This window comes from Flavobacterium sp. UGB4466 (assembly GCF_903469665.1).
GTDB classification, from domain to species: Bacteria; Bacteroidota; Bacteroidia; order Flavobacteriales; family Flavobacteriaceae; genus Flavobacterium; species Flavobacterium lipolyticum.
The window spans coordinates 1-20,376 of the sequence record NZ_CAGKLC010000032.1; the positions used below are offsets into that span (position 1 = coordinate 1).

The 20,376-nt window shown below is 35.1% G+C and carries 20 protein-coding genes; 9 read left to right on the plus strand and 11 right to left on the minus strand.

Annotated features, from left to right (window positions below):
• Positions 1-655: 655 nt before the first annotated feature.
• The gene (locus JO950_RS10195) at positions 656-1,891 is read right to left on the minus strand and encodes an ABC transporter permease (protein WP_202702542.1); all 1,236 of its coding nucleotides are present in this window, start codon (positions 1,889-1,891) and stop codon (positions 656-658) included.
• A 118-nt stretch (positions 1,892-2,009) separates the two neighbouring features.
• Positions 2,010-2,504: a YkgJ family cysteine cluster protein gene (locus JO950_RS10200; protein ID WP_202702543.1), complete on the minus strand. Its 495-nt coding sequence runs from the start codon at positions 2,502-2,504 to the stop codon at positions 2,010-2,012.
• A gap of 74 nt (positions 2,505-2,578) precedes the next feature.
• Here JO950_RS10200 and JO950_RS10205 point away from each other — a divergent pair, with 74 nt between their 5' ends.
• Both JO950_RS10205 and JO950_RS10210 read left to right on the plus strand, forming a co-directional pair.
• Positions 2,579-3,286, plus strand: a complete 708-nt coding sequence (locus tag JO950_RS10205) for a bifunctional 2-polyprenyl-6-hydroxyphenol methylase/3-demethylubiquinol 3-O-methyltransferase UbiG (protein ID WP_202702544.1) — start codon at positions 2,579-2,581, stop codon at positions 3,284-3,286.
• Positions 3,287-3,297: 11 nt separating this feature from the next.
• Positions 3,298-3,843, plus strand: a complete 546-nt coding sequence (locus JO950_RS10210; RefSeq protein WP_202702545.1) for a YfiT family bacillithiol transferase — start codon at positions 3,298-3,300, stop codon at positions 3,841-3,843.
• Positions 3,844-3,929: 86 nt separating this feature from the next.
• On the opposite strand, the gene JO950_RS10215 is transcribed toward JO950_RS10210, so the two are convergent.
• From JO950_RS10215 to JO950_RS10245, 8 genes are all read right to left on the minus strand, one after another.
• A complete protein-coding gene (locus JO950_RS10215) occupies positions 3,930-4,562 on the minus strand; it encodes a 7-carboxy-7-deazaguanine synthase QueE (RefSeq protein ID WP_202702546.1) in 633 nt (210 codons plus the stop codon).
• Positions 4,563-4,662: 100 nt separating this feature from the next.
• Complete coding sequence (locus tag JO950_RS10220; RefSeq protein ID WP_202702547.1) at positions 4,663-6,330, minus strand: tetratricopeptide repeat protein; 1,668 nt, start codon at positions 6,328-6,330, stop codon at positions 4,663-4,665.
• Positions 6,331-6,347: 17 nt separating this feature from the next.
• Positions 6,348-7,265 carry a PstS family phosphate ABC transporter substrate-binding protein gene (locus JO950_RS10225; protein WP_202702548.1) on the minus strand — a complete coding sequence of 306 codons (918 nt, stop codon included), beginning with the start codon at positions 7,263-7,265 and terminating at the stop codon, positions 6,348-6,350.
• 2 nt (positions 7,266-7,267) lie between these two features.
• Positions 7,268-7,498, minus strand: a complete 231-nt coding sequence (locus JO950_RS22270; RefSeq protein WP_017496144.1) for a hypothetical protein — start codon at positions 7,496-7,498, stop codon at positions 7,268-7,270.
• Positions 7,498-8,298, minus strand: a complete 801-nt coding sequence (locus JO950_RS10230) for an energy transducer TonB (RefSeq protein WP_202702549.1) — start codon at positions 8,296-8,298, stop codon at positions 7,498-7,500. Before JO950_RS10230 ends, JO950_RS22270 begins: the two co-directional genes overlap by 1 nt.
• 38 nt (positions 8,299-8,336) lie before the next feature.
• The gene (locus tag JO950_RS10235; RefSeq protein WP_070906549.1) at positions 8,337-8,891 is read right to left on the minus strand and encodes a biopolymer transporter ExbD; all 555 of its coding nucleotides are present in this window, start codon (positions 8,889-8,891) and stop codon (positions 8,337-8,339) included.
• A gap of 19 nt (positions 8,892-8,910) precedes the next feature.
• Positions 8,911-9,537 carry a biopolymer transporter ExbD gene (locus tag JO950_RS10240; protein ID WP_017496147.1) on the minus strand — a complete coding sequence of 209 codons (627 nt, stop codon included), beginning with the start codon at positions 9,535-9,537 and terminating at the stop codon, positions 8,911-8,913.
• A gap of 52 nt (positions 9,538-9,589) precedes the next feature.
• Complete coding sequence (locus tag JO950_RS10245) at positions 9,590-10,414, minus strand: MotA/TolQ/ExbB proton channel family protein (protein WP_017496148.1); 825 nt, start codon at positions 10,412-10,414, stop codon at positions 9,590-9,592.
• A 379-nt stretch (positions 10,415-10,793) separates the two neighbouring features.
• On the opposite strand from JO950_RS10245, the gene JO950_RS10250 reads away from it, so the two are divergent.
• Positions 10,794-12,311 carry a helicase HerA-like domain-containing protein gene (locus JO950_RS10250; protein WP_202702550.1) on the plus strand — a complete coding sequence of 506 codons (1,518 nt, stop codon included), beginning with the start codon at positions 10,794-10,796 and terminating at the stop codon, positions 12,309-12,311.
• 127 nt (positions 12,312-12,438) lie between these two features.
• Here the strand turns inward: JO950_RS10250 and JO950_RS10255 are convergent, their stop codons facing one another.
• On the minus strand, positions 12,439-13,779 hold the full coding sequence (locus tag JO950_RS10255; RefSeq protein WP_202702551.1) for an NAD(P)/FAD-dependent oxidoreductase: 1,341 nt from the start codon (positions 13,777-13,779) through the stop codon (positions 12,439-12,441).
• A gap of 219 nt (positions 13,780-13,998) precedes the next feature.
• Here JO950_RS10255 and JO950_RS10260 point away from each other — a divergent pair, with 219 nt between their 5' ends.
• The 6 genes from JO950_RS10260 (at position 13,999) to JO950_RS10285 (ending at position 20,116) form a co-directional block, all read left to right on the plus strand.
• Positions 13,999-14,592, plus strand: coding sequence for a GNAT family N-acetyltransferase (locus JO950_RS10260; protein ID WP_202702552.1), 594 nt, complete (start codon positions 13,999-14,001; stop codon positions 14,590-14,592).
• 64 nt (positions 14,593-14,656) lie between these two features.
• Positions 14,657-15,214, plus strand: a complete 558-nt coding sequence (locus tag JO950_RS10265; RefSeq protein WP_202702553.1) for an HD domain-containing protein — start codon at positions 14,657-14,659, stop codon at positions 15,212-15,214.
• Positions 15,215-15,243: 29 nt separating this feature from the next.
• The gene (locus tag JO950_RS10270) at positions 15,244-16,038 is read left to right on the plus strand and encodes an AraC family transcriptional regulator (protein WP_202702554.1); all 795 of its coding nucleotides are present in this window, start codon (positions 15,244-15,246) and stop codon (positions 16,036-16,038) included.
• A gap of 80 nt (positions 16,039-16,118) precedes the next feature.
• Positions 16,119-17,648, plus strand: a complete 1,530-nt coding sequence (locus JO950_RS10275) for a serine hydrolase (RefSeq protein ID WP_202702555.1) — start codon at positions 16,119-16,121, stop codon at positions 17,646-17,648.
• A 355-nt stretch (positions 17,649-18,003) separates the two neighbouring features.
• Complete coding sequence (locus JO950_RS10280; RefSeq protein ID WP_202702556.1) at positions 18,004-19,467, plus strand: serine hydrolase domain-containing protein; 1,464 nt, start codon at positions 18,004-18,006, stop codon at positions 19,465-19,467.
• A 205-nt stretch (positions 19,468-19,672) separates the two neighbouring features.
• On the plus strand, positions 19,673-20,116 hold the full coding sequence (locus JO950_RS10285; RefSeq protein ID WP_202702557.1) for a hypothetical protein: 444 nt from the start codon (positions 19,673-19,675) through the stop codon (positions 20,114-20,116).
• Positions 20,117-20,376 lie beyond the last annotated feature (260 nt).

Here is a 20,376-nt window from a genome sequence, read left to right on the forward strand (position 1 = left end):
TACCAATCTTTCAATGAACTTCCCATGTTTTGCGGGGTGCAAATGTAATACCCGTTTTCGAATCTCGCAAGCTTTTTCGAATCTTTTTTTGAAAATTTCTTTTCATCTTAATTCGTTTGCTTGTCAGTATTTCGGTGAACGTTTATCGCTGTTGCGGGTGCAAAAGTAGTCACTTTATCCGCTTTCACAAGCTTTTTCTAAACTTATTTTTAATCTTTTTTAAAACTTTTTCTTAACAGTCTGATAACACCTCTTTTACAAATTAAACTATTTTCAGGCTTGAAAGATTTTTCTTCTCTCAAATGAAACTCTTAGATACAAAGCCCCATTTTTACTGGGTTTTTACTAATCTCGCAATGACGCAAACGCGCGAGGTTTTTGTTTTATGGCCGATCTTTCCTTTGAAAATCCATGCCCTAGCCCCGATAGTAGCGGATAAAGGCTTCGACTTCGCTCAGCTCGACAAAAACTACACTACTATTATAGTATAGAATCTCAAATACCAAGCTTCGACTTCGCTCAGCCGGACAGAAACTACTTTTCTTGCATTTTCGCTCAGCTGGACAGAATTACTCCTTATATATAGGTAGTAAAAAAACAAACCCTACAGGTTTTAAAACCTGTAGGGTTGTATATACACTCCAGAACAATACAATTACTCGAAACGAATAGCTTTAACCGGAGAAATCTTTGTGATTATATAGGAAGGAATCAACAGTACTACAAAACAAACTCCAACCGTAAGCAAATTCAATAAAACAATATGCCAAATATTAAAATAGACCGGAGCCTGATTTACATAGTAATTTTCAGGATTTAAGCGAATCACTCCAAACTGCTGCTGAATTAACAACAAAGCAATACCAATTAAATTCCCCCAAAACAATCCCCGCACAATCAAATAGAACGCGTTATATAAAAACACTTTACGAACCATCCAGTTATTGGCTCCCAGTGCTTTTAAAATCCCAATCATCTGAGTGCGCTCCAAAATCAAAACCAATAGCGCCACAACCATGTTAATGGTAGCCACCAATATCATTACCCCTAATATTACTATGATATTAAAATCGAAAAGCTGCAACCAATCAAATATATAACTATACTTCTCTATTATTGTTTTGGTATCCAGATTAGACGATGTTTGATCGTAGATTTTTTCTCCCGTTGTTTTAATAGCATCAAAGTCATTGATGAATACCTCAAAAGCACCAACCTGATTGGGACTCCATTTATTAATTCTTTGAATATGTCTAATATCCCCCAATATATAGGTGGCGTCAAAATCCTGAAAACCGGAACTAAAAACACCCGCTATCCTGAATCGGCGGCTATTAGGCATTTTCCCTTGTTCTTCTTTGATAAAAAAAGTATTAAAATTATCACCTACTTTAAGATGAAGCCGATCTGCAAGGAATTTTGAAATCAGAACATCTTCGTTTAAAGCAGCTGAAAAATCAGGTAACCTTCCTTCCACCAAATACTCTTCTATATTTTTCCAGTCGTAATCCGCTCCGACTCCTTTGAAGATTATACCTTCAAAAGAATTCTCTGTCCTGATAATTCCAGCTTTACTAGCGATTGCCTGAATATGACTCACCTCAGGAACTGATTTAAATTCAGGATAAAACTCCTGTTTTTTAGAAATAGGAATTAAAGTAACATCAGAATTGTTATTATCGTAGTTTGAAATTATAATCTGCCCGTTAAAAGCTGAAACTTTATCCCTTATTTTTTTCTGAAGACCAATCCCTGTCGCAACAGAAACGATCATCATTATCATACCAATAGCAATGGCCGAAATAGCAATTTTAATAATAGGCGCCGAAATACTGCTCTTAAAATCTTTTGCAGTAATTAGCCTTTTAGCTATGAAATATTCTAAACTCAAATTTTATGTTGTCTTGAAATTATTAATTACATCCGTTTCCGGTTCATTCGAATCAAAAGTACATTTTAAAAAGCAAAAATGAATTGCTTCTAAGAACAATTATCAAATGTTTAGAAGGTTACAAAGGAAGCTTTTTCTTCATTTCCTCCACTATATTATATGCTGCAGGACAAATAGCAACATTCTTCAATGTTAAGTCCGCTATCTGATGAAACTTTTTACGATCTGTATGTGGAAATTCTCTGCATGCTTTCGGACGAACATCATAAATCATACAATAATTCTCATTATCCAAAAAAGTACAAGGAACACTTTTTAAAACATAATCTTTGTCCTCATCAATTCTGAGATATTGTTCGATAAATTGCTGCGGCTTTTGTCGGAATGATTTCGAAATCCTTTCGATATCAGCCAAAGTAAACAAAGGGCCGGTAGTTTTGCAGCAATTCGCGCATTGTAAGCAGTCTGTTTTTTTAAATTCGGTGTCATGCAAATCCTGCATCACATAATCCAAATTCTTTGGCTGTTTCTTTTTAAGCTTATCAAAATACTTTTTGTTTTCGATATGCTTATCTTTGGCTAACTTATTTAAGTTATTTAAAATTTGCTTCAAGTTTAAGATTTAAAGTTGAACTGCAAAATTAAACAACTTTAAACTTGTAACCTTAAACTTTGAACTAAAATACAATGAAAGATCTTTTCGGGAAAGCCATGTACGATTTCCAAACCCATAATTCACCTGAGAATATTATCACTGAAACTTCGATTTCTGAAGAAGATGAAATGAGTGTGGATTATTTATTCCGTTCGTACAATGAAATGCCTAAACTCGAACAAAAAGCACTGCAATTAGCCTTCGGAAAAACTCTGGACGTAGGCTGCGGAGCAGGAAGCCATAGCTTATCTTTACAAAATGACAGAAATCTGGAGCTTGTTTCAATTGACATTTCAAAAAATGCAATCGAAACCTGTAAGCTTCGCGGAGTCAAAAATGCCATAGTCAAAAATATCCTGGATTTTGAAGGGGAAAAATTCGATACGATCATTTTACTAATGAATGGAGTCGGAATTTTTGGCAAACTAGACAATTGCAACAAGTATCTTTCTAAACTAAAAACACTTCTCAACCCGGGCGGACAAATTTTACTCGACAGCTCAGACATTATCTACATGTTTGACGAAGACGAAGATGGCGGAAAATGGATCCCATCTCATAATGATTATTACGGAGAGCTTGTGTTCAACATTTCTTATAAAGGCGAGAAAGAAGAACCCTTCGACTGGTTATACCTTGACTACAATACTCTTCAAAATGCTGCTAATGCAAATGGATTAAAATGTGAACTTATCCTGGAAGGCGACCACTACGATTATTTAGCTAAACTTTCTTTATAAAACACCAAAACATGAACGAAACAGATTTAGAAATACTAAAATATCCAATCGGAAAGTTTAAAACCCCAACAGATTATACCTCGGAGTACATTTCTGATAGTATCGCCATCATTGCATCTTTTCCTGAAAGATTAAAAAAAGAAACAATTCATTTAACCGACGAACAACTAGACACTCCTTATCGTCCGGACGGGTGGACTGTACGTCAAGTAATTCATCATTGCGCCGAAAGTCACATGAACTGTTATATCAGAATAAAATGGGCTTTGACTGAAAATAATCCTGTAATAAAAGCTTATGATGAAAAACTATGGTCGGAATTACAGGACAATCTAACCATGCCCATCCAACCAACCTTACAATTACTGGAAGGATTACATTACAGACTGGCTTATATCATGAAAAATCTAAGTCCACAAGATTTAAACAAATCATTTATTCATCCCGAAAACAACTCTGAATATCTAATCAAACAAATCATTGGAATGTATGCCTGGCACAGCAGCCATCATCTGGCCCATATAACAAATTTAAAGAACACTAAAAATTGGATCTAAATCTGATGTTTCTTTTTTACACAGTGTATACTATTTACCAGAAACAAAAAATCTCTTCAATTGAAGAGATTTTTTGTTTATACCCCTTAAGGAATATTTAAATATTTATGCGTTTGAAGCGAAACTCTCCATTTTGGGTTGTTCATCACATAGTCCACAATCAGAGGCGTCATTTCTTCTTTTTTGCTCCATTCTGGCTGAAGGAACAAAATTGCGTTGTCATTTACCAGCTCGGCTTGTTCTTCTGCAAAAATAAAATCGTGTTTGTTATAGATAATTACTTTCAACTCATGTGCGTTGTCATACACCGTTTGAGTAGGCAGCTTATTTTTTTTAGGCGAAAGACAAATCCAGTCCCAAGTACCCGATAACGGATAAGCTCCCGAGGTCTCGATATGAACTTTCATGTTTTTATCCTTCAACTGTTGAGTCAATAAACTCATATCCCAAGTTAAAGGCTCACCACCTGTAATCACAACAGTATCAGCCAGACTTGATGCATTATTTACAATTAAATCAATACTAGTTGGCGGATGTAACTCAGCATTCCAACTTTCCTTCACATCACACCAGTGACAACCCACATCGCAGCCTCCAATTCGTATAAAGTAAGCAGCAGTCCCGGTATGAAAACCTTCTCCCTGAATGGTATAAAATTCTTCCATCAAAGGCAACATCGCTCCTTTATTTACTTCTAATTGTATTTCTTTTGATAACATTATTCGATTTTAAAGTGCAAAGATAGTCAATTAAATACGGAACAAAAAAAACCGATAGTTTAAAGAAACTACCGGCTTTATATTTGACTGTAAATTTATATTATTTCAAAGCTTTTACAGATTGTGCAGCGTAAGCATTTGCAGGATCTAAAGCTAAACTCTTATTGAAATATTCAATTGCTTTTGCTTTATCAGTATTTGCATAACTAGCACCGATACTATTGTAAGCTTCTACAACTTTTTTAACTGTAGCCGGCTTAGCCAATTCTTCAGCACCTTTTGCCGTAATTCTTGTTACGTACTCTTCGTAGTTTTTAATGATTAAATCATCTTTTTCTAACAAGTTGTTGATTCTACCTTTGTACAAGTAAGCCTCATTATAAGTTGGAGAAGCTTCTAAGATTCTGTCAAAAGCAACATCCGCTTTTCCTAAAGCTACAGCATCTGCAGCTCCATTTGTTTTATTTGCGTTAGCATAATAAAGAGAAATACCGTAGTAAATATTATCATCTAAGTAGTTTTTAGACTCTTTGTTCGTTGTTCCAAGCTCTAAAACAGTAGCAGCCTGAGCAAATTGTTTTTTCCCGAACAAAGCTTTTCCTAAATCAGATAATTCCTCAACCACCAAAGGCTCTAGTTCGATCGCTTTTTTGATATCAGCTACACCAGCATCAAAAGAAGTCTGATCAACAGTTCCGTCAGCTGCGGTTCCTTTTTTAATCTTAGACAAACCTAAATACAAATAATCTCTACCAATTACTTTGTTAGAAGGCACTTTGATATAATCTTCAATAGATTTGATTGCTACATCAACATTTCCATTCTCAAAAGCAGCATAACCTAAATATCTGAAAATTCTAGGATTTACCTTATCCTCAGCAATCATTTTGTTTGCAACAGTCTCTAAACTTTTGTAATCTTTAACCAAGATCAAGAAATCTGCGTGACGCATTTTAGAGTCTAAAGAGTAATCCGTAAGATTTAAGTACTTCTCGTAGTTTGTAATTGCATTTTGCATGTTAACTTTAGAAGTAGATGGTTTATTTCTTCCCCATTTATAATAAGTCTCCGCTAACTCTCTGTAAACCGGACCATAATTAGCACTCAAAGCAATAACTTCATTAAAAGATTTAATTGCTTCATCATAAGATTTAGCCCCTTTTAATAAAACTCCTAGTTGCATTTTTGCTCTTAAAAGTGTTGGATCAGCTGTAAACGCATCACGGTATGCCTTGTAAGCATCGTTTTGATTGTTCGCTCCGTAGTATGCATCACCAATAGCTAAAAGTGCCGTTGCATTTTGAGGATCAATTACCAACGCACGCTTCAAAACAGCTATAGCATTTGTATAATCAGGTGTAGAAGAATTCATGTAAGCTCTACCAATGTAAATAAATTCCTCTACATCTTTACGTTTCATATCTTTTGTAGCTAAAGCAAAATTTGCCTGAGCTGCAGCAGCATTCTTCGCATCAAGATCTAACTGACCTAATCCAATATAATTTAAGTTTTTCTTATCTGATGCCTGTAAACCATTTGCATAATAAATTTTAGCAGAATCAATGATTGCCTGATTTAAATACACATTACCTAAAACAAAATTAGCTTCTCCATCAGAAGGCTTTGCTTTGATGATTGATTTTAGCAATGACTTTGCTTTTTGAAATTGCTCAGCATCGATTGCTTTTTTAGCTTCTTTGATATCTTGCGCTTTTACTACAGTAGCTGAAGCAACTAAGGCAAGACTAAAAATTTTAAATTTATTCATCTCTAATTGTAATTAATTTATTCTTTATCTTTTACTATTTGATTCCTTATTTTAAGCTTTCTTCCAGGAGTTCTAACCGGTAACAACCCTGATTTCAAAACTATCCTCTGTCCAATATCGCCGGCAATAAAGGATGCAAATCCCATTCCTAAGCCAGAATAACCCTGGCAATTTATGATAAACAAATCACGTGCCAAAGGGTATTTCACTTCTGCAAGATCATTCTGAGTTGGGCTGTAATATTGATTACTGTTTAATCCCTTAACACTCATCACATTTATTCTCTTAAGCACTTCTGCCATTTTTGGTGACGGTTGAGAAAGCCAGTTTACACCAACTACCCCAATCATACCATCATTCTCAGATACAAATTTAATAACTTCATCGTTCGTTTTAAAAGAAAACACTCCTTTTACAGGAACATCATTAACTTTAGCCAATTCTTTCATATAACGTACGGTACTTGAATTTGGATTGTCAAACACCAGTCCTTTAATTCTTGCATCAGGTTTGCCCTGCATAAAATCGATTACCGTTTTCAACGCTATTAATGTATCATTATTGCCTTTGTTCGAAATAAAAGCTATTGCATCTGTCGCAAAAGGGGTAACTCTGGGTTTTATTTTACTTTTTTCGAATTTAGCCAATTCTTCTTTAGTCAAATCTCTTGTTGTCACCACTACTGCAGCTTTCTGATTGAGCAAATCATTTATAAGCTCAGCTTCTGACTTAGGTTTTACCGTAATCTTTGCATCGTAGTAAGTTCCTTCAAAGACAGCAACCTGATCGTCCACAATAGGTTTTACAGTTTCATCGACAGTAATATCGATTGCTCCTTTTAAAATTGTTTCCTTATCGTTTTTACTTTTTTGGTTGCACATGGCAAACAAAAAAACAAAAACAACCAAGCCTGCAATCTTACTATACTTTAACATAATTATTCTGCGTTTGAATTAATTAATCTCAAAAAACGAATGGCCGAATACACTATCAATAATCCTCCAAAAGCATATCTATACTTTTGCTCCATATTTAGCGGAAGTTTCTCCCAAAACATGATCATTAAACCGAGTACAAGATATATTAAAAAGAACAGTATTCCTAAAACAAGAAGAAATCGCTCTTTGAGCGATTTCTTCTGAATATTATTAAGTATACCTTTTAACATTATTCTGCAGATTGAATAGTAATAGGCAGAGAGTAAAGTACCCTAACTTTTTTACCATTTTGCTCGCCGGGAGTCCATTTTGGACACTTTTTAAGAACACGAATTGCTTCTGCTCCTGTACCGTAACCGATATCCCTTAAAACTTTAATGTCGGTTAATGAACCGTCTTTTTCAACTACAAAAGTAACATAAACTTTACCTTTTAAACCTTCTTCTTCCGGAGTCTTGTAATTGTTTCCTACGAATTTGTAGAATTTCTCAATTCCTCCAGGGAAATCTGGTTTTACTTCGATACCTGCAGTATTATAAACGTTGTTATCTTCTGCAATGATCTCTGTAACTGGTCCTTTACCAACTGGCTCATCAACAGTTAAAACTGCATCCGGATCTCCTTTGATGGTTTCGTTACCAACTTTTTTATCTTTAAGTTCCTCAATTTTCGGAGGATCTTCAGTAACTTCATTTGCCTTAGCAACGACCGGTTTCACGAACTTCACCTGATCCACTTTTGGTGGTGGTGGTGGTGGTGGCGGTTGGTTTGGCTTTACTTCCTCTTTTTTAGGAGGTAATTTTACTGTCGCTATCTTGATATCATTATTCACATCTTCTTCACTAGAATCTGGAAGTAAGCTTGCAATAAGAGGAGCCGCTACAGCAAAGCTAAAAATAACCGATCCAATAATAAGAGACTTTACAGTCGTCTTACCGTTCGATTTTCTTAACTCATATGCACCATATATCTTATTACGCCCTTCGAATACGATATCAAGCCACTGATTTTTAATTATATCTAATTTCATTTTTCTTGATTATTAGGAGGTTCAAAAAAAGACAACCCTTATTGTTTATCAATCAATTTTGTTTCCTCAGGTGAAAACTCAGGAACGATAGCATAAGTATCTACTCCAGTGATAGCCATCTCATCCAACATATCAACTAAATTGCGGTAAGTTGCTTTTTTAGTTGGCTTAATGATAACTATAATTCCATTCTTAGGTTTTCCTAAAGCAGCAGAATAAGCTAATACTTCTTTCTTTTGCTTCAATAACTCCTTACGAATACCATCCTTACCATATGCAATATCTTTAGGCCCAACCTTAGGTGTTGCCAATAATCCCATATAATATACCATTTTATTGTTTTCCCCCATCATAACAGTCATTGTACGATTCTCATCAACTTTAACTGGAGGTGTCTTATCGTCTGGATCTTTATCTGGTAAAGACAAATCCATCGATTGAGGTTTTGACAACGATGTGGTTAACATAAAGAATGTGATCAATAAGAATGCCAAATCTACCATCGCCGTTAAATCGACTTTCGAGTTTTGCTTTTTACTTCTTACTTTACCACCTTTTCCGCCACCACCGTCGCCGGTATTTAATTCAGCCATTTTAGTGTATCTTTTTTAATTAAAAGTCTTTTCCTCTCATACCTGTAACTAAGTTAAAGGAATTGATTTTTTGATCTTGTAAAATATCCATAATCTTTTTGATTTGTGGATACTGCTCTTTAGCGTCACCTTTGATCGCAATCTGCAATTCTTTATCATCAAGGTCAATTGCGGCTCTTCTTGAAACCAAAAGCCATTCTTTTAATTGATTGTCTAAAGAATCAATTGGAATTCCAGGTTGATCAGCTTTCACTCTATCCGCAGCTTTCATAGCGATAATTTGTTTCAAATTTGCTACTGGTACACCGAAGTCATCCATTAAGGCAAATTTAGTTTTATCATCTTCTGAGAAAGTCACACCAAATTTAGCTCCCATTCCTTCAAGAGTTCTTTTACGAATCTCTCTTCCTTTGATATCAAAAAACACTTTGCTTTTTCCGTCTGCTCCTTTACCTATCGTAATAATTGCCAAATCAGAATCTGGTAATTTACTTTGAACAGTAGAAGAAGGCATGTCTACAGGAAGTGCTTCTGGCACCTTAGCAGTAGCGGTCAAAATAAAGAACGTAAGCAAAAGGAACGCAACATCACACATGGCAGTCATATCTGTCGATGTTGACTTTTTTTTCATTTTTATTTTAGCCATTCTCTTTTATTTTATTTTGATAAATAATTAATTATATAATATCAAAAATTAATTATTGTTTCAAACTTCCTCTGAATCTTCTGTAAGTATTTACGATTGTAGTACCAGCCTCATCGATAGAGTAAGTTAAATCATCAATTTTAGCAGTAAAGAAGTTGTAAGAAACGATCGCTAAGATTGAAGTAGAGATACCTGTTGCAGTGTTGATAAGTGCCTCAGAAATACCTGTTGCAAGAGCAGCCTGGTCTGGAGTTCCAGCAGAAGCTAACGCACCAAACGCTTTAATCATACCAGATACTGTTCCTAATAATCCTCCTAAAGTTCCTAATGATACTAAAGTAGAGATAATAGTCATGTTTTTTTCTAACATTGGCATTTCTAATGAAGTTGCCTCTTCGATTTCTTTGTGGATTACTTCTGAAGCTTCTTCACTGTTGAAACCTTCTTTTTTAACATCTTGATATTTAATCAAAGCAGATTTAATTGCATTTGCAACTGAACCTTGTTGTTTGTCACATGAAGCAATAGCAGCCTCGATGTTTCCTTCTTTAATACTTCCTTGTACATTTTTCATAAATGTATCTAAGTTAGCTTTACCAGCAGCTTTACCGATAACAATAAATCTTTCAATAGAAAAAACAACAACCATTAAAAACATACCTAATAATACTGGTACGATAAAACCTCCTTTATAAACCTGTCCTAATGTATTGATAGGGTGACCAGTTTCTGGATTTCCACCTTCAAAGTTAGCTGCATCTCCCATGATTACTTTCCAAATAAACACCCCAACTAAAATACACGCTACAATAATGATTCCAGTGATCATTCCTCCTCCGTTTGAAGTGCTTTCTTTTTTAACTTTAACGTTTGCCATTTTTTTTAATTTTAATAGTTTTAAATAATTTTATTTTTTAGTTATATTTAACTTGTAGAGGAGCAAATTTATACGTTTAGTTTAAATAAAAAAACTTTTTTTAATTTAATTGAAGGAAATTTAACGTCAATTTAAAAAATATCTCATTAAATTGCCGATATCATTTTTTAGATAAAACAAAAATAAGGGCTAATAATGGGAAAATTACAACGTTTTAGTAAATATTCAAACATTCCATTGATATCTTCTTAAAAAGTTGCGAAATTGTTTTTTATATTTTTTTTAACCCAAAAAAGTTTTTTCCTACTAAAGAAAAACAGCCTAAAATGTTAATAAACCTAGCAAACCTCTTATAATCATCTAAATTACAAATAAAAACATGAATAAAAAAGACAATTTCATTCAGGATATCAACAATGGCTATTCTACAAAGGGCGACAGTATTGTTCTCGGAAGTGCCATTCTGGACGGAGAACCACTTGGAGAAGCTCATGTCAAAATCCCTTTAAAAACATTAAACCGCCACGGGCTGATCGCAGGGGCAACGGGAACCGGAAAAACCAAAACGATACAGGTTTTCTCTGAGCAGCTTTCAAATGTGGGAGTTCCTGTTTTGATGATGGATATTAAAGGTGACTTTAGTGGAATTGCTAAAGAGGGTAAAGAAGAAGGTTTTATAACGGAACGTCATGCTAAAATAAACATACCTTATAATATAGCTTCTTTTCCTGTTGAATTAATGTCACTTTCTAAACAAAACGGAGTTCGCTTAAGAGCTACTGTTTCGGAGTTCGGACCGGTATTGTTTTCCCGAATATTAGACCTGAATGATACTCAGGCAGGTGTGGTTGCCGTTATCTTTAAATATTGCGATGATAATAAAATGCCGCTTTTAGATTTAAAGGATATAAAAAAGGTCCTCAATTATATTACCGAGGAAGGCAAAGATGAAATATCTGCCAATTATGGTAAAATTTCAACCGCAACCACAGGAACGATTCTGAGAAAAATCATAGAATTAGAGCAGCAAGGCGGTGACTTGTTCTTTGGTGAACTTTCGTTTGAAATTGATGATTTAATGCGAATTGATGAAAACGGTAAGGGTTACGTAAACATTATTCGTTTGACGGATATTCAGGACAAACCTAAATTGTTCTCGACTTTTATGCTGAGTTTATTGGCAGAGATTTATCAGCAAATGCCGGAAAAAGGAGATGTTGTGCAACCTGAGCTGGTTATTTTTATTGATGAAGCACATTTGATTTTTAATGAAGCCAGCAAGGCTCTTCTGGAACAAATTGAAACGATTGTAAAACTAATACGTTCTAAAGGAGTTGGGATTTATTTTGTAACTCAGAATCCAATGGATGTCCCGAGTGGTGTATTGGCACAATTGGGTTTGAAAATTCAGCATGCGCTAAGGGCTTTTACTGCCAATGACCGTCAGGCGATTAAAAAAACAGCAGACAATTATCCAACTTCTCCTTATTATAAGACAGATGAGTTACTAACCAGTTTAGGAATTGGAGAGGCTTTGGTAACGGCATTAAATGAAAAGGGAGTCCCTACTCCACTTGTAGCGACTATGATGCGCGCGCCTATGAGTCGAATGGATGTTTTAACTGCTGATGAAATTGAAGGAATCAATACTAAATCGAAACTCGTAAAAAAATACCTTGAAGAAATTGATCGGGAGAGCGCCTATGAAATTCTGAATAAGAAAATTGAAGACGCCACTCAGGCGGCTGCAGAACAGGAAGAAGAAACACCGACAAAATCATCTAAATCTGAACCAAGTACAGCAAGTGTAGTTGGCAAATCGGTTTTAAAAGTGGTTACCAGCGCTACCTTTATAAGAGGTGTTTTTGGAGTTTTATCAAAAATATTCAAGAAATAACTTATCAAAAATCAATGGCAATGCCAATGTCAATATCAAAAATCAATTGCAATGTCAATACTAATTTTAAATTGACTTTTGACATTGCTTTTTGATATTGTTTTTTGATATTGCTATTGTAATCGATCTATTTTTGCAATAATTCCAGAATCTTATTTTCTACTTCCGGACTGTTCCAGATGTTTTCAATATTTTCTATTCGTAAAACTTGTTCCATAATTACATTTTGAAAATCGCCAATTGCCAGGGCTTCGGAATACGGGCGATCACTAAAAGTTACACGACTGTAAAGTGGAATCCATTTATCAGGATGTTTGTCTGAGAATGCTTTTTCGATTTTCTTTTGCAATAAGAATTTTTCATCGGCCGTTTTGGTACTCATCTCCATGAAATTTCGATAAGACAATTCGGCAATAGCATCGGCATTCGGTTTACGTGAAATTTGATACTCCGAGAAGATTTTCTTCCAGTCGTCTCCATACTTTGCGATCATTTCACTTAAAATGGTAATATCTTCAAAACCCGCATTCATACCTTGTCCGTAAAAGGGAACAATTGCATGACAAGCATCTCCGATTAAAGCAATTTTATCTTCGTATGTCCACGGAAAACATTTCATGGTTACCAAAGTACTGGTTGGATTTTTAAAGAAATCTTCGGCTAGTTTCGGGATTACTTCGATCGAGTCGGGGAAATTCTTCAAAAAGAAGTCTTCAACCATTTTACGATCTTTAAGCGATGCAAATGAATTTTCGCCTTCAAAAGGCATAAACAAAGTACAAGTAAAACTTCCATCGAGATTAGGGAGTGCGATTAACATGTACTCGCCACGAGGCCATATATGAAAAGAGTTCTTGTCTAGTTTATGTGAAGCGTCTGCATTTGCCGGAATGTTTAGTTCTTTGTACCCCATATTCAAAAATTCCTGGGAATAATTGAACATGTTCTGACGCTGCATTCGGTGTCGTATTCTCGAGAAAGCACCATCGGCACCAAAAACCATATCGTATTTTTTCTCTTCCCACTCTCCTCTTTCGGTTTCACCTATATGTAACGTAGCATCATTTAACGTTACGTCCCAGATTTTTTGTTCGAAAAGAAATTCTGCACCGGCTTCTTCTGCAAGATCAATCATTTTCCGGTTTAAAGTTCCTCTGGAAATGGAATAAATGGACTCGCCTTCCTGACCGTAGTTCTGAAAATTGAGTTTATCAACCAAGTGAATGGCACGTTTGTCCATTGGGATAGCGATTTCCCGAACGGCATCTCCAACACCAACACCATCAAGCGTTTTCCAGCCCCGGTTTGACATTGCCAGATTTATAGAACGGCCTGAGAAATTAATTTTACGGATATCAGGACTACGATCATAAACATGAACGGTATGACCTGCTTTTTTAAGATAAATCGACAAGAGTGATCCTACTAATCCGGAACCAACAACAGCAATTTTTAGTGGAGTTTGCATCAAGAAAAATCTAAATATAAGATCGTAAAAATAAGTAATAATTGTACATAAGCTTTAAAATAAATAAATTATTTACTGTACCGACTCACAACCGTTTCGATTTTTGCCAAAATTCAGAGTTAATTCAAAAATATAACAAAATGTTATTTTATTCAATTTATCTGAAAAAATTAAACTCTTACATTCGCTTTCGGTTTTACCTTAATATATATCCCCATCATGGACAGCACAATTTTACAATCAGAAATTATTCTGGAAAACGAAAAAGTACTATTAATTCCGTTTGAGAGCGAAAGAAATACAGAACTCAGAGAAATCATTTTTGATGATGGGATCTGGAAATACATGGGTATGTATGTTCGCAATGAAAAAGATTTTAAAAATTACATTCAAAATACTTTACAGCAAAAAGCCGCCGGGCTTTGTTATCCTTTTTTAATCATTGATAAAACGACCAATCGGGTTGCAGGAAGTACCAGATACGGTTACCTGAATCATGCTAGTCAGAAGTGTGAAATTGGCTGGACCTGGTACGGGGAAAAATTTCAGGGAACCGGTTTAAACAAAGCCTGTAAATTTGAATTGTTAAATTTTGGATTTGAAGTCATTCAATTTAGAAGAATACAATTGAGTGCTGATCTTGAAAACAAAAAGTCACAACGGGCGATTGAAAAACTAGGAGCAACTAAAGAAGGTCTTTTTAGAAATAACTATATCGATTCGGAAGGAAAAAGCAAAGATGACGTTTATTACAGTATTATTCCCGAAGACTGGCAAGCAGTTAAAACGAATTACTTCCCTGAATTTATATAAGAAAAGCGCCTCAATTATTGTGATAGAAAAATGGTACTTTAGCTTATTCTAAAGTACCTCTTCTATGACTGAATTGCAGACGATCTATCAAAGAACCCTAAAATTTGCTGCCAAAAGACATGCCGATCAAAATCAAGTAATTCCCGGAACCAATTTACCGTATGTTGTTCATTTAAGCAATGTAACCATGGAGATTCTATTTGCTTCGCAAAACACAACATCTTTTAATACTGCATTTGCAATTCAAATTGCATTACTCCACGATATTCTTGAAGATACAGCAACTACATTTGAAGAACTTGCAGCGGAATTTGATGAAGAAATTGCTCAGGCCGTCCTGGCACTAACCAAGAATTCTAAAATACCTAAAGAAGAAAGAATGACCGACAGTCTGGCCCGAATTAAAGCATTATCAAAAGAGGTATGGGCTGTGAAATTAGCTGACAGAATAACTAATTTACAGGTTCCACCAGAAAACTGGAGTGTGGAAAAGATAAGAGAATATCATAAACAAGCGGTACAAATACTAAATACACTTAAAGGCGGTAACGCTTATTTAGAAAAAAGACTTTTAGAAAGAATTCAAAATTATTTACTGTATTGTACCGTCGAAAAATCGTAGGTCACAACTCATCAAAACATAATCTCAAAATGAACCTCTATTCAGAACATTATGTAAGCGAAAAAAGCGAGCGGTTTGTTACCAAAATCTGGTGTCTGGATAATGGCAATGGTGAAACAACAGTTGAAAATAAGCTTGTCTTACCCAACGGCTGTTTTAATCTTGCTATTGTTAGCGGAACCCACATAGAAGTTCACACTAGTAAGCGAAAATATGAAATGAACGAAGGCTTTTACTTTTGTTCGCAAATGACGAACAAGGTTTTGGTCAACATAAGACCTAAAACCAAAGTAACCATCATTCAATTGCAGCCCTGGACGCTTTCGATGTATCCGCAATATGATTTGAGCCATTTTAGCGATTCGATTATCAGGATTACTCCCGAAGAGCTTCCCTTTAAAATACAAACTGATGCTGTTGCTGAAAATTTATTGCAGGCTATAAATGTTTATTTTGAAAAATTGTCTGCTTTACATTCAGAGAAAAATACCATCGAAAGAATCTGCGAAATTATCAGACATCATGACGAAGAAATCTCAGTTTCCGAAATTAGCGGGATTTTAAGAGTCTCTCAACGGTTGTTGCAGATGAAGTTTAAAACGGCAACAGGGCTTACGATTAAAAAATACATTCAAATTCTGAAGTTCAGAAAATCAGTAGATCAGATGGTACATTCGAATCCTGAGAAACTCAGTCTGACAGAGATTGCTCTTTACAATAAGTATTTTGACCAGTCGCATTTTATAAAACAATTTAAAGGAGTCATGAAAACAACTCCAAAAACATTCAACTCTAGTTTGTACTTTCTTTCTAAAAAAAGATAAGATTTTCGCATTTGTACAATTTTTAGGTTTTAGATTGCAGTACTATTGCAAAATCATCAATCAATCAAAATTAATATAAAATGAAAATCAATCCATCTCTTTTCCCGTTAAAAGTTTTTTTAATTGGAATATTACTTTTCCACTTCCAAACCGGATTTTCTCAGGAAGAAAAAAACTCAGCATTGTACAAAACGATTATGTCAAGAGACAGCCTTCTTTTTAATATTGGCTTTAATACCTGCGACATTAGCCAGTTTGAAAATCTTTACAGTGACGGTTTTGAATTTTATCACGACAAGGACGGTCCTTCAGATAAGGCACTTTTTTTAGTCAATCTCAAAAAAGGCTTATGCAAATCGGTTGAAACTTACAAAGCCAGAAGGTACCTGGTTCCTGGCAGTACCGAAGTTTACCCCCTCTATAACAAAGGCGTATTGTATGGCGCTATACAAATGGGAATTCACCAATTCTACGAAAAATCAATAGGCAAAAACGAATCTTTTGCAGATGCCAAAGAAAAATTTGGCAGTACTGCGCGATTTACTCACCTATGGATTTTAGAAAATGGTGATTGGAAACTTAAAAGATCTCTAAGCTACGATCATCAGGAGGCCAATACAGCGGGTACCAAATCGGATATTTTTGACAACGATGAAGCCATTAAAAAATGGCTGGTTCAGAATAATGTTCCAGCACTGGGTATTGGTGTGATCAATGAGGGAAAACTACAAGAAGTAAAAGTCTTTGGTGAACTTAAAAAAGGAGTTGCAGCACCCTACAATACGATTTGGAATGTGGCTTCTCTGACTAAGCCAATTACTGCAATGGTCGCTTTAAAATTAGTAAGTTCCGGAAAATGGAATCTCGACGAACCACTTTACAAATACTGGACAGATCCGGATATCGCAAATGATGCGAATACTAAATTATTAACGACGAGAATTGTCTTAAGTCACCAAACCGGTTTTCCGAATTGGAGGTATATGAACGAATCCGGTAAACTGGATTTCAAATTCAAACCCGGAACAAAATACCAATACTCAGGAGAAGGCATGGAATATTTGCGAAAAGCTCTGGAAAAAAAGTTTCACAAATCATTGGATCAATTAGCGGATGAATTAATTCTTAAACCGTTAAAAATGAATGATACCAAATTTACATGGAATGCCATAACCGATGTTTCAAGATGTGCCATCGGTTATGACAATAAAGGGAATGCTTACGAGCCTACCAAAAATAAAACGGCAAGTGCAGCCGATGACTTGCTCACAACCCTTGAAGATTACGGGACATTTCTATGCAGCGTGATGAACAGTGACGGTTTGAGTCAAAAAGTTTATGAAGACATGACAGCACATCAGGTTCAAACTAAAAAGAATAAATATTTTGGTTTAGGCTTTGAGATTTATGATTTAGGGAATGACGATTTTGCTTTGTCTCATGGCGGTGCTGACAATGGGGTTCAGACGATTTTTCTGTTACTTCCAAAAACCAAACAAGGTCTGATTATTTTTACCAATGTTGATGATGGATATAAGGTTTACGAAAAAATCCTTACCCATTATATGGGTGAAAAAGGGAAGCAAATAATCGAGATTGAAACCAAGTAAATCTCAATTCAAAAAAGTGATGTGTACAAAATCATTATTCGGAAATCTATGGTAAAATTATGTATTCTTATTGTGTTGTTGTTAAGTAAAGTTCTATTTGCATAAACCTATTATTGGTTCAAAAGAAATTTGTTAGTTATGAGCATAGGCGTATATATAGTAGTTCCTGGCAGTTCTCGGCCTATGCTCTCCTGCTAGAGTGTTAAGAAAAAGATAAAAAAGTATTGATCCTGAAACATAATTGAAAATTCGTCGTCTAACCAAAGACAACGACATAATCCTGAACAGATTAAAGAGTTTCAATCATCAAATCAAAAATCAATCACTGATTTACTAACCTTAATCATCAATCAATATGCAGAAACCAATCAAACTAGTTGTTCTTAGTGTTATTCTACTGTTTTTCGCTTTGAACATTACTTCCGCACAGGACAAAGGAAAACAAATTGACCAATTATTAAGTACCTACCATCAATATGGCCAATTTAATGGTTCGGCACTGGTTGCCGAAAATGGAAAGGTAATTTTTAAAAAAGGATTTGGCTCAGCCAATATGGAATGGGATATTCCGAATCAGCCTAATACCAAATTCAGATTAGGCTCGATCACCAAACAATTTACCGCTTTTTTAATCTTAAAATTAGTCGATGACGGAAAACTAAAACTAGACGTCCCTATCACTACTTACTTACCGGATTACCCTAAAGAAACCGGCGACAAAATAACGCTTCATCATTTACTAACACATTCTTCAGGAATTCCAAATTATACTGCTACACCAAATTTTCTTAGAGATAAAAGCCGCAATCCTTATACTCCGGAAGACTTTGTAAAAACATTTAATAAACTTCCTCTGGAATTTAAACCGGGTGAAAAATTCAACTACAGTAATTCCGGATATTTCCTCTTGGGGTATATTATCGAAAAAGTTACCGGCAAAACCTACGAACAATATTTGCAGGAAACTATTCTTACTCCTTTAAAAATGGCAAACACAGGCTTTGATCATAGTGAAGTGATCCTTAAAAACAGAGCAGCGGGTTATGAAAAACAAGGCAAAAATTTTGTCAATTCTTCTTTCATTGACATGAGTATCCCATATGCCGCGGGATCTTTGTATTCTACTGTCGAAGATTTATATTTATGGGATCAGGCACTTTATACGACTAAATTGCTTTCAGAAAAATCTATGGAGTCTCTTTTTAAACCGTATGTAAAAGCCTGGGGTGATTTTTACAGTTACGGATGGTTTATTTCAGAGGCTAATAATGGCAGCAAAGATAAACTGAAAGTTACGGAGCACGGTGGAGGAATTAACGGATTTAACACGCTCATTTCACGCGTTCCTGCCGATAAAATTCTAGTGGTGTTACTTAACAATACAGGTAATACTGTTTTGGGTGAAATGAACACTGCTATTCGTGCTATTTTATACAACCAGCCTTATAAACCTGCCAGAAAATCATTGGCAATTGATTTATTGGATATTTTCTCTACAAAAGGTGTCACAGCCGGGATTGATACTTATAAAAAACTAAAGAATGATCCCACTTTTGTTATTAAAGAAAACGATATGAACGAAGCCGGCTATCAATTGCTGCAAAGCGGAAAAAAGAAAGAAGCTATTGAAGTTTTTAAAATTAATGCGGAGACTTTTCCAAAATCTGGAAATGTCTATGATAGTTTAGGAGAGGCCTATCTGGCTGATGGGGATAAAAAGCTTGCGATTGCAAATTATTCCAAATCAGTTGAACTGGATCCTTCCAATGAAAACGGAAAAAAGGTCTTAGAAGAAATTTCAAAAAACAAAACGAAATAATTCTTAACAAACCTCTTTAAAAACTCCGCTAAAATTGATTTGAAATCAATTTTAGCGGAGTTTTTTTTGTTACAATTTCTAACAGTCACATTCGGCAATTAAATATTAAAAATACTATTTTAGCGCTGCCCAAAAAAAACAATAGTAAACCCTCAAATCAACATGATTTACAACAAGAACTGTTGTGAACTGTTTTTATTAACCTATGAAAAAATTAAAGACACAAACTCTTTTAGTACTCGTACTATGCCTGTTTATTCCGCTTATCGCTAGTGCTCAAACCTCAACCAAGACCGTCCCGATGCCCAGTCAGCAAAACAAAATTATCATTGATAAAATTGTCGAGGCTGCCCATTATAAAAATTATGTGACCGATTTTTGTCTGGCAACTATTAGTGAAGCTGCCCTTAAAGAAAAATGGAACGATCAAAAAACGATTGAAATAACGGAGAGTATCAACTACAAAAACTTCCGGGATGCTGTTTATAATATGTTTGCTTTTTATAATGAAATAGAATTGGAAACACTTTTAAAAACCTATCAGAAAGATACTGTCTATCAAACAACCAATGTCATGGTCACCAACGATGCACTGGGTTATAACCTCGAAATATTTGCAAATGATATTGTTCGGGGAAGGTATAAATAGGTTCTGAGGTTCTGAGGTTCTGAGGTTCTGAGGTTCTGAGGTTCTGAGGTTCTGAGGTTCTGAGGTTCTGAGGTTCTGAGGTTCCAATCTTTGTCAAAGCTTACACTTTGACAAAGATGTAATCATAAAAACGCAAAAGAAACTTTGCGAAAAGACTTTGCTCACTTTGCGGTAAAACCAGTAATCCTAAAACTAAAAAAACTATTTCCCGGCAGGTACAAGTGAAACCTGAAACGTGCAACTTGAAACCTGAAACCTGA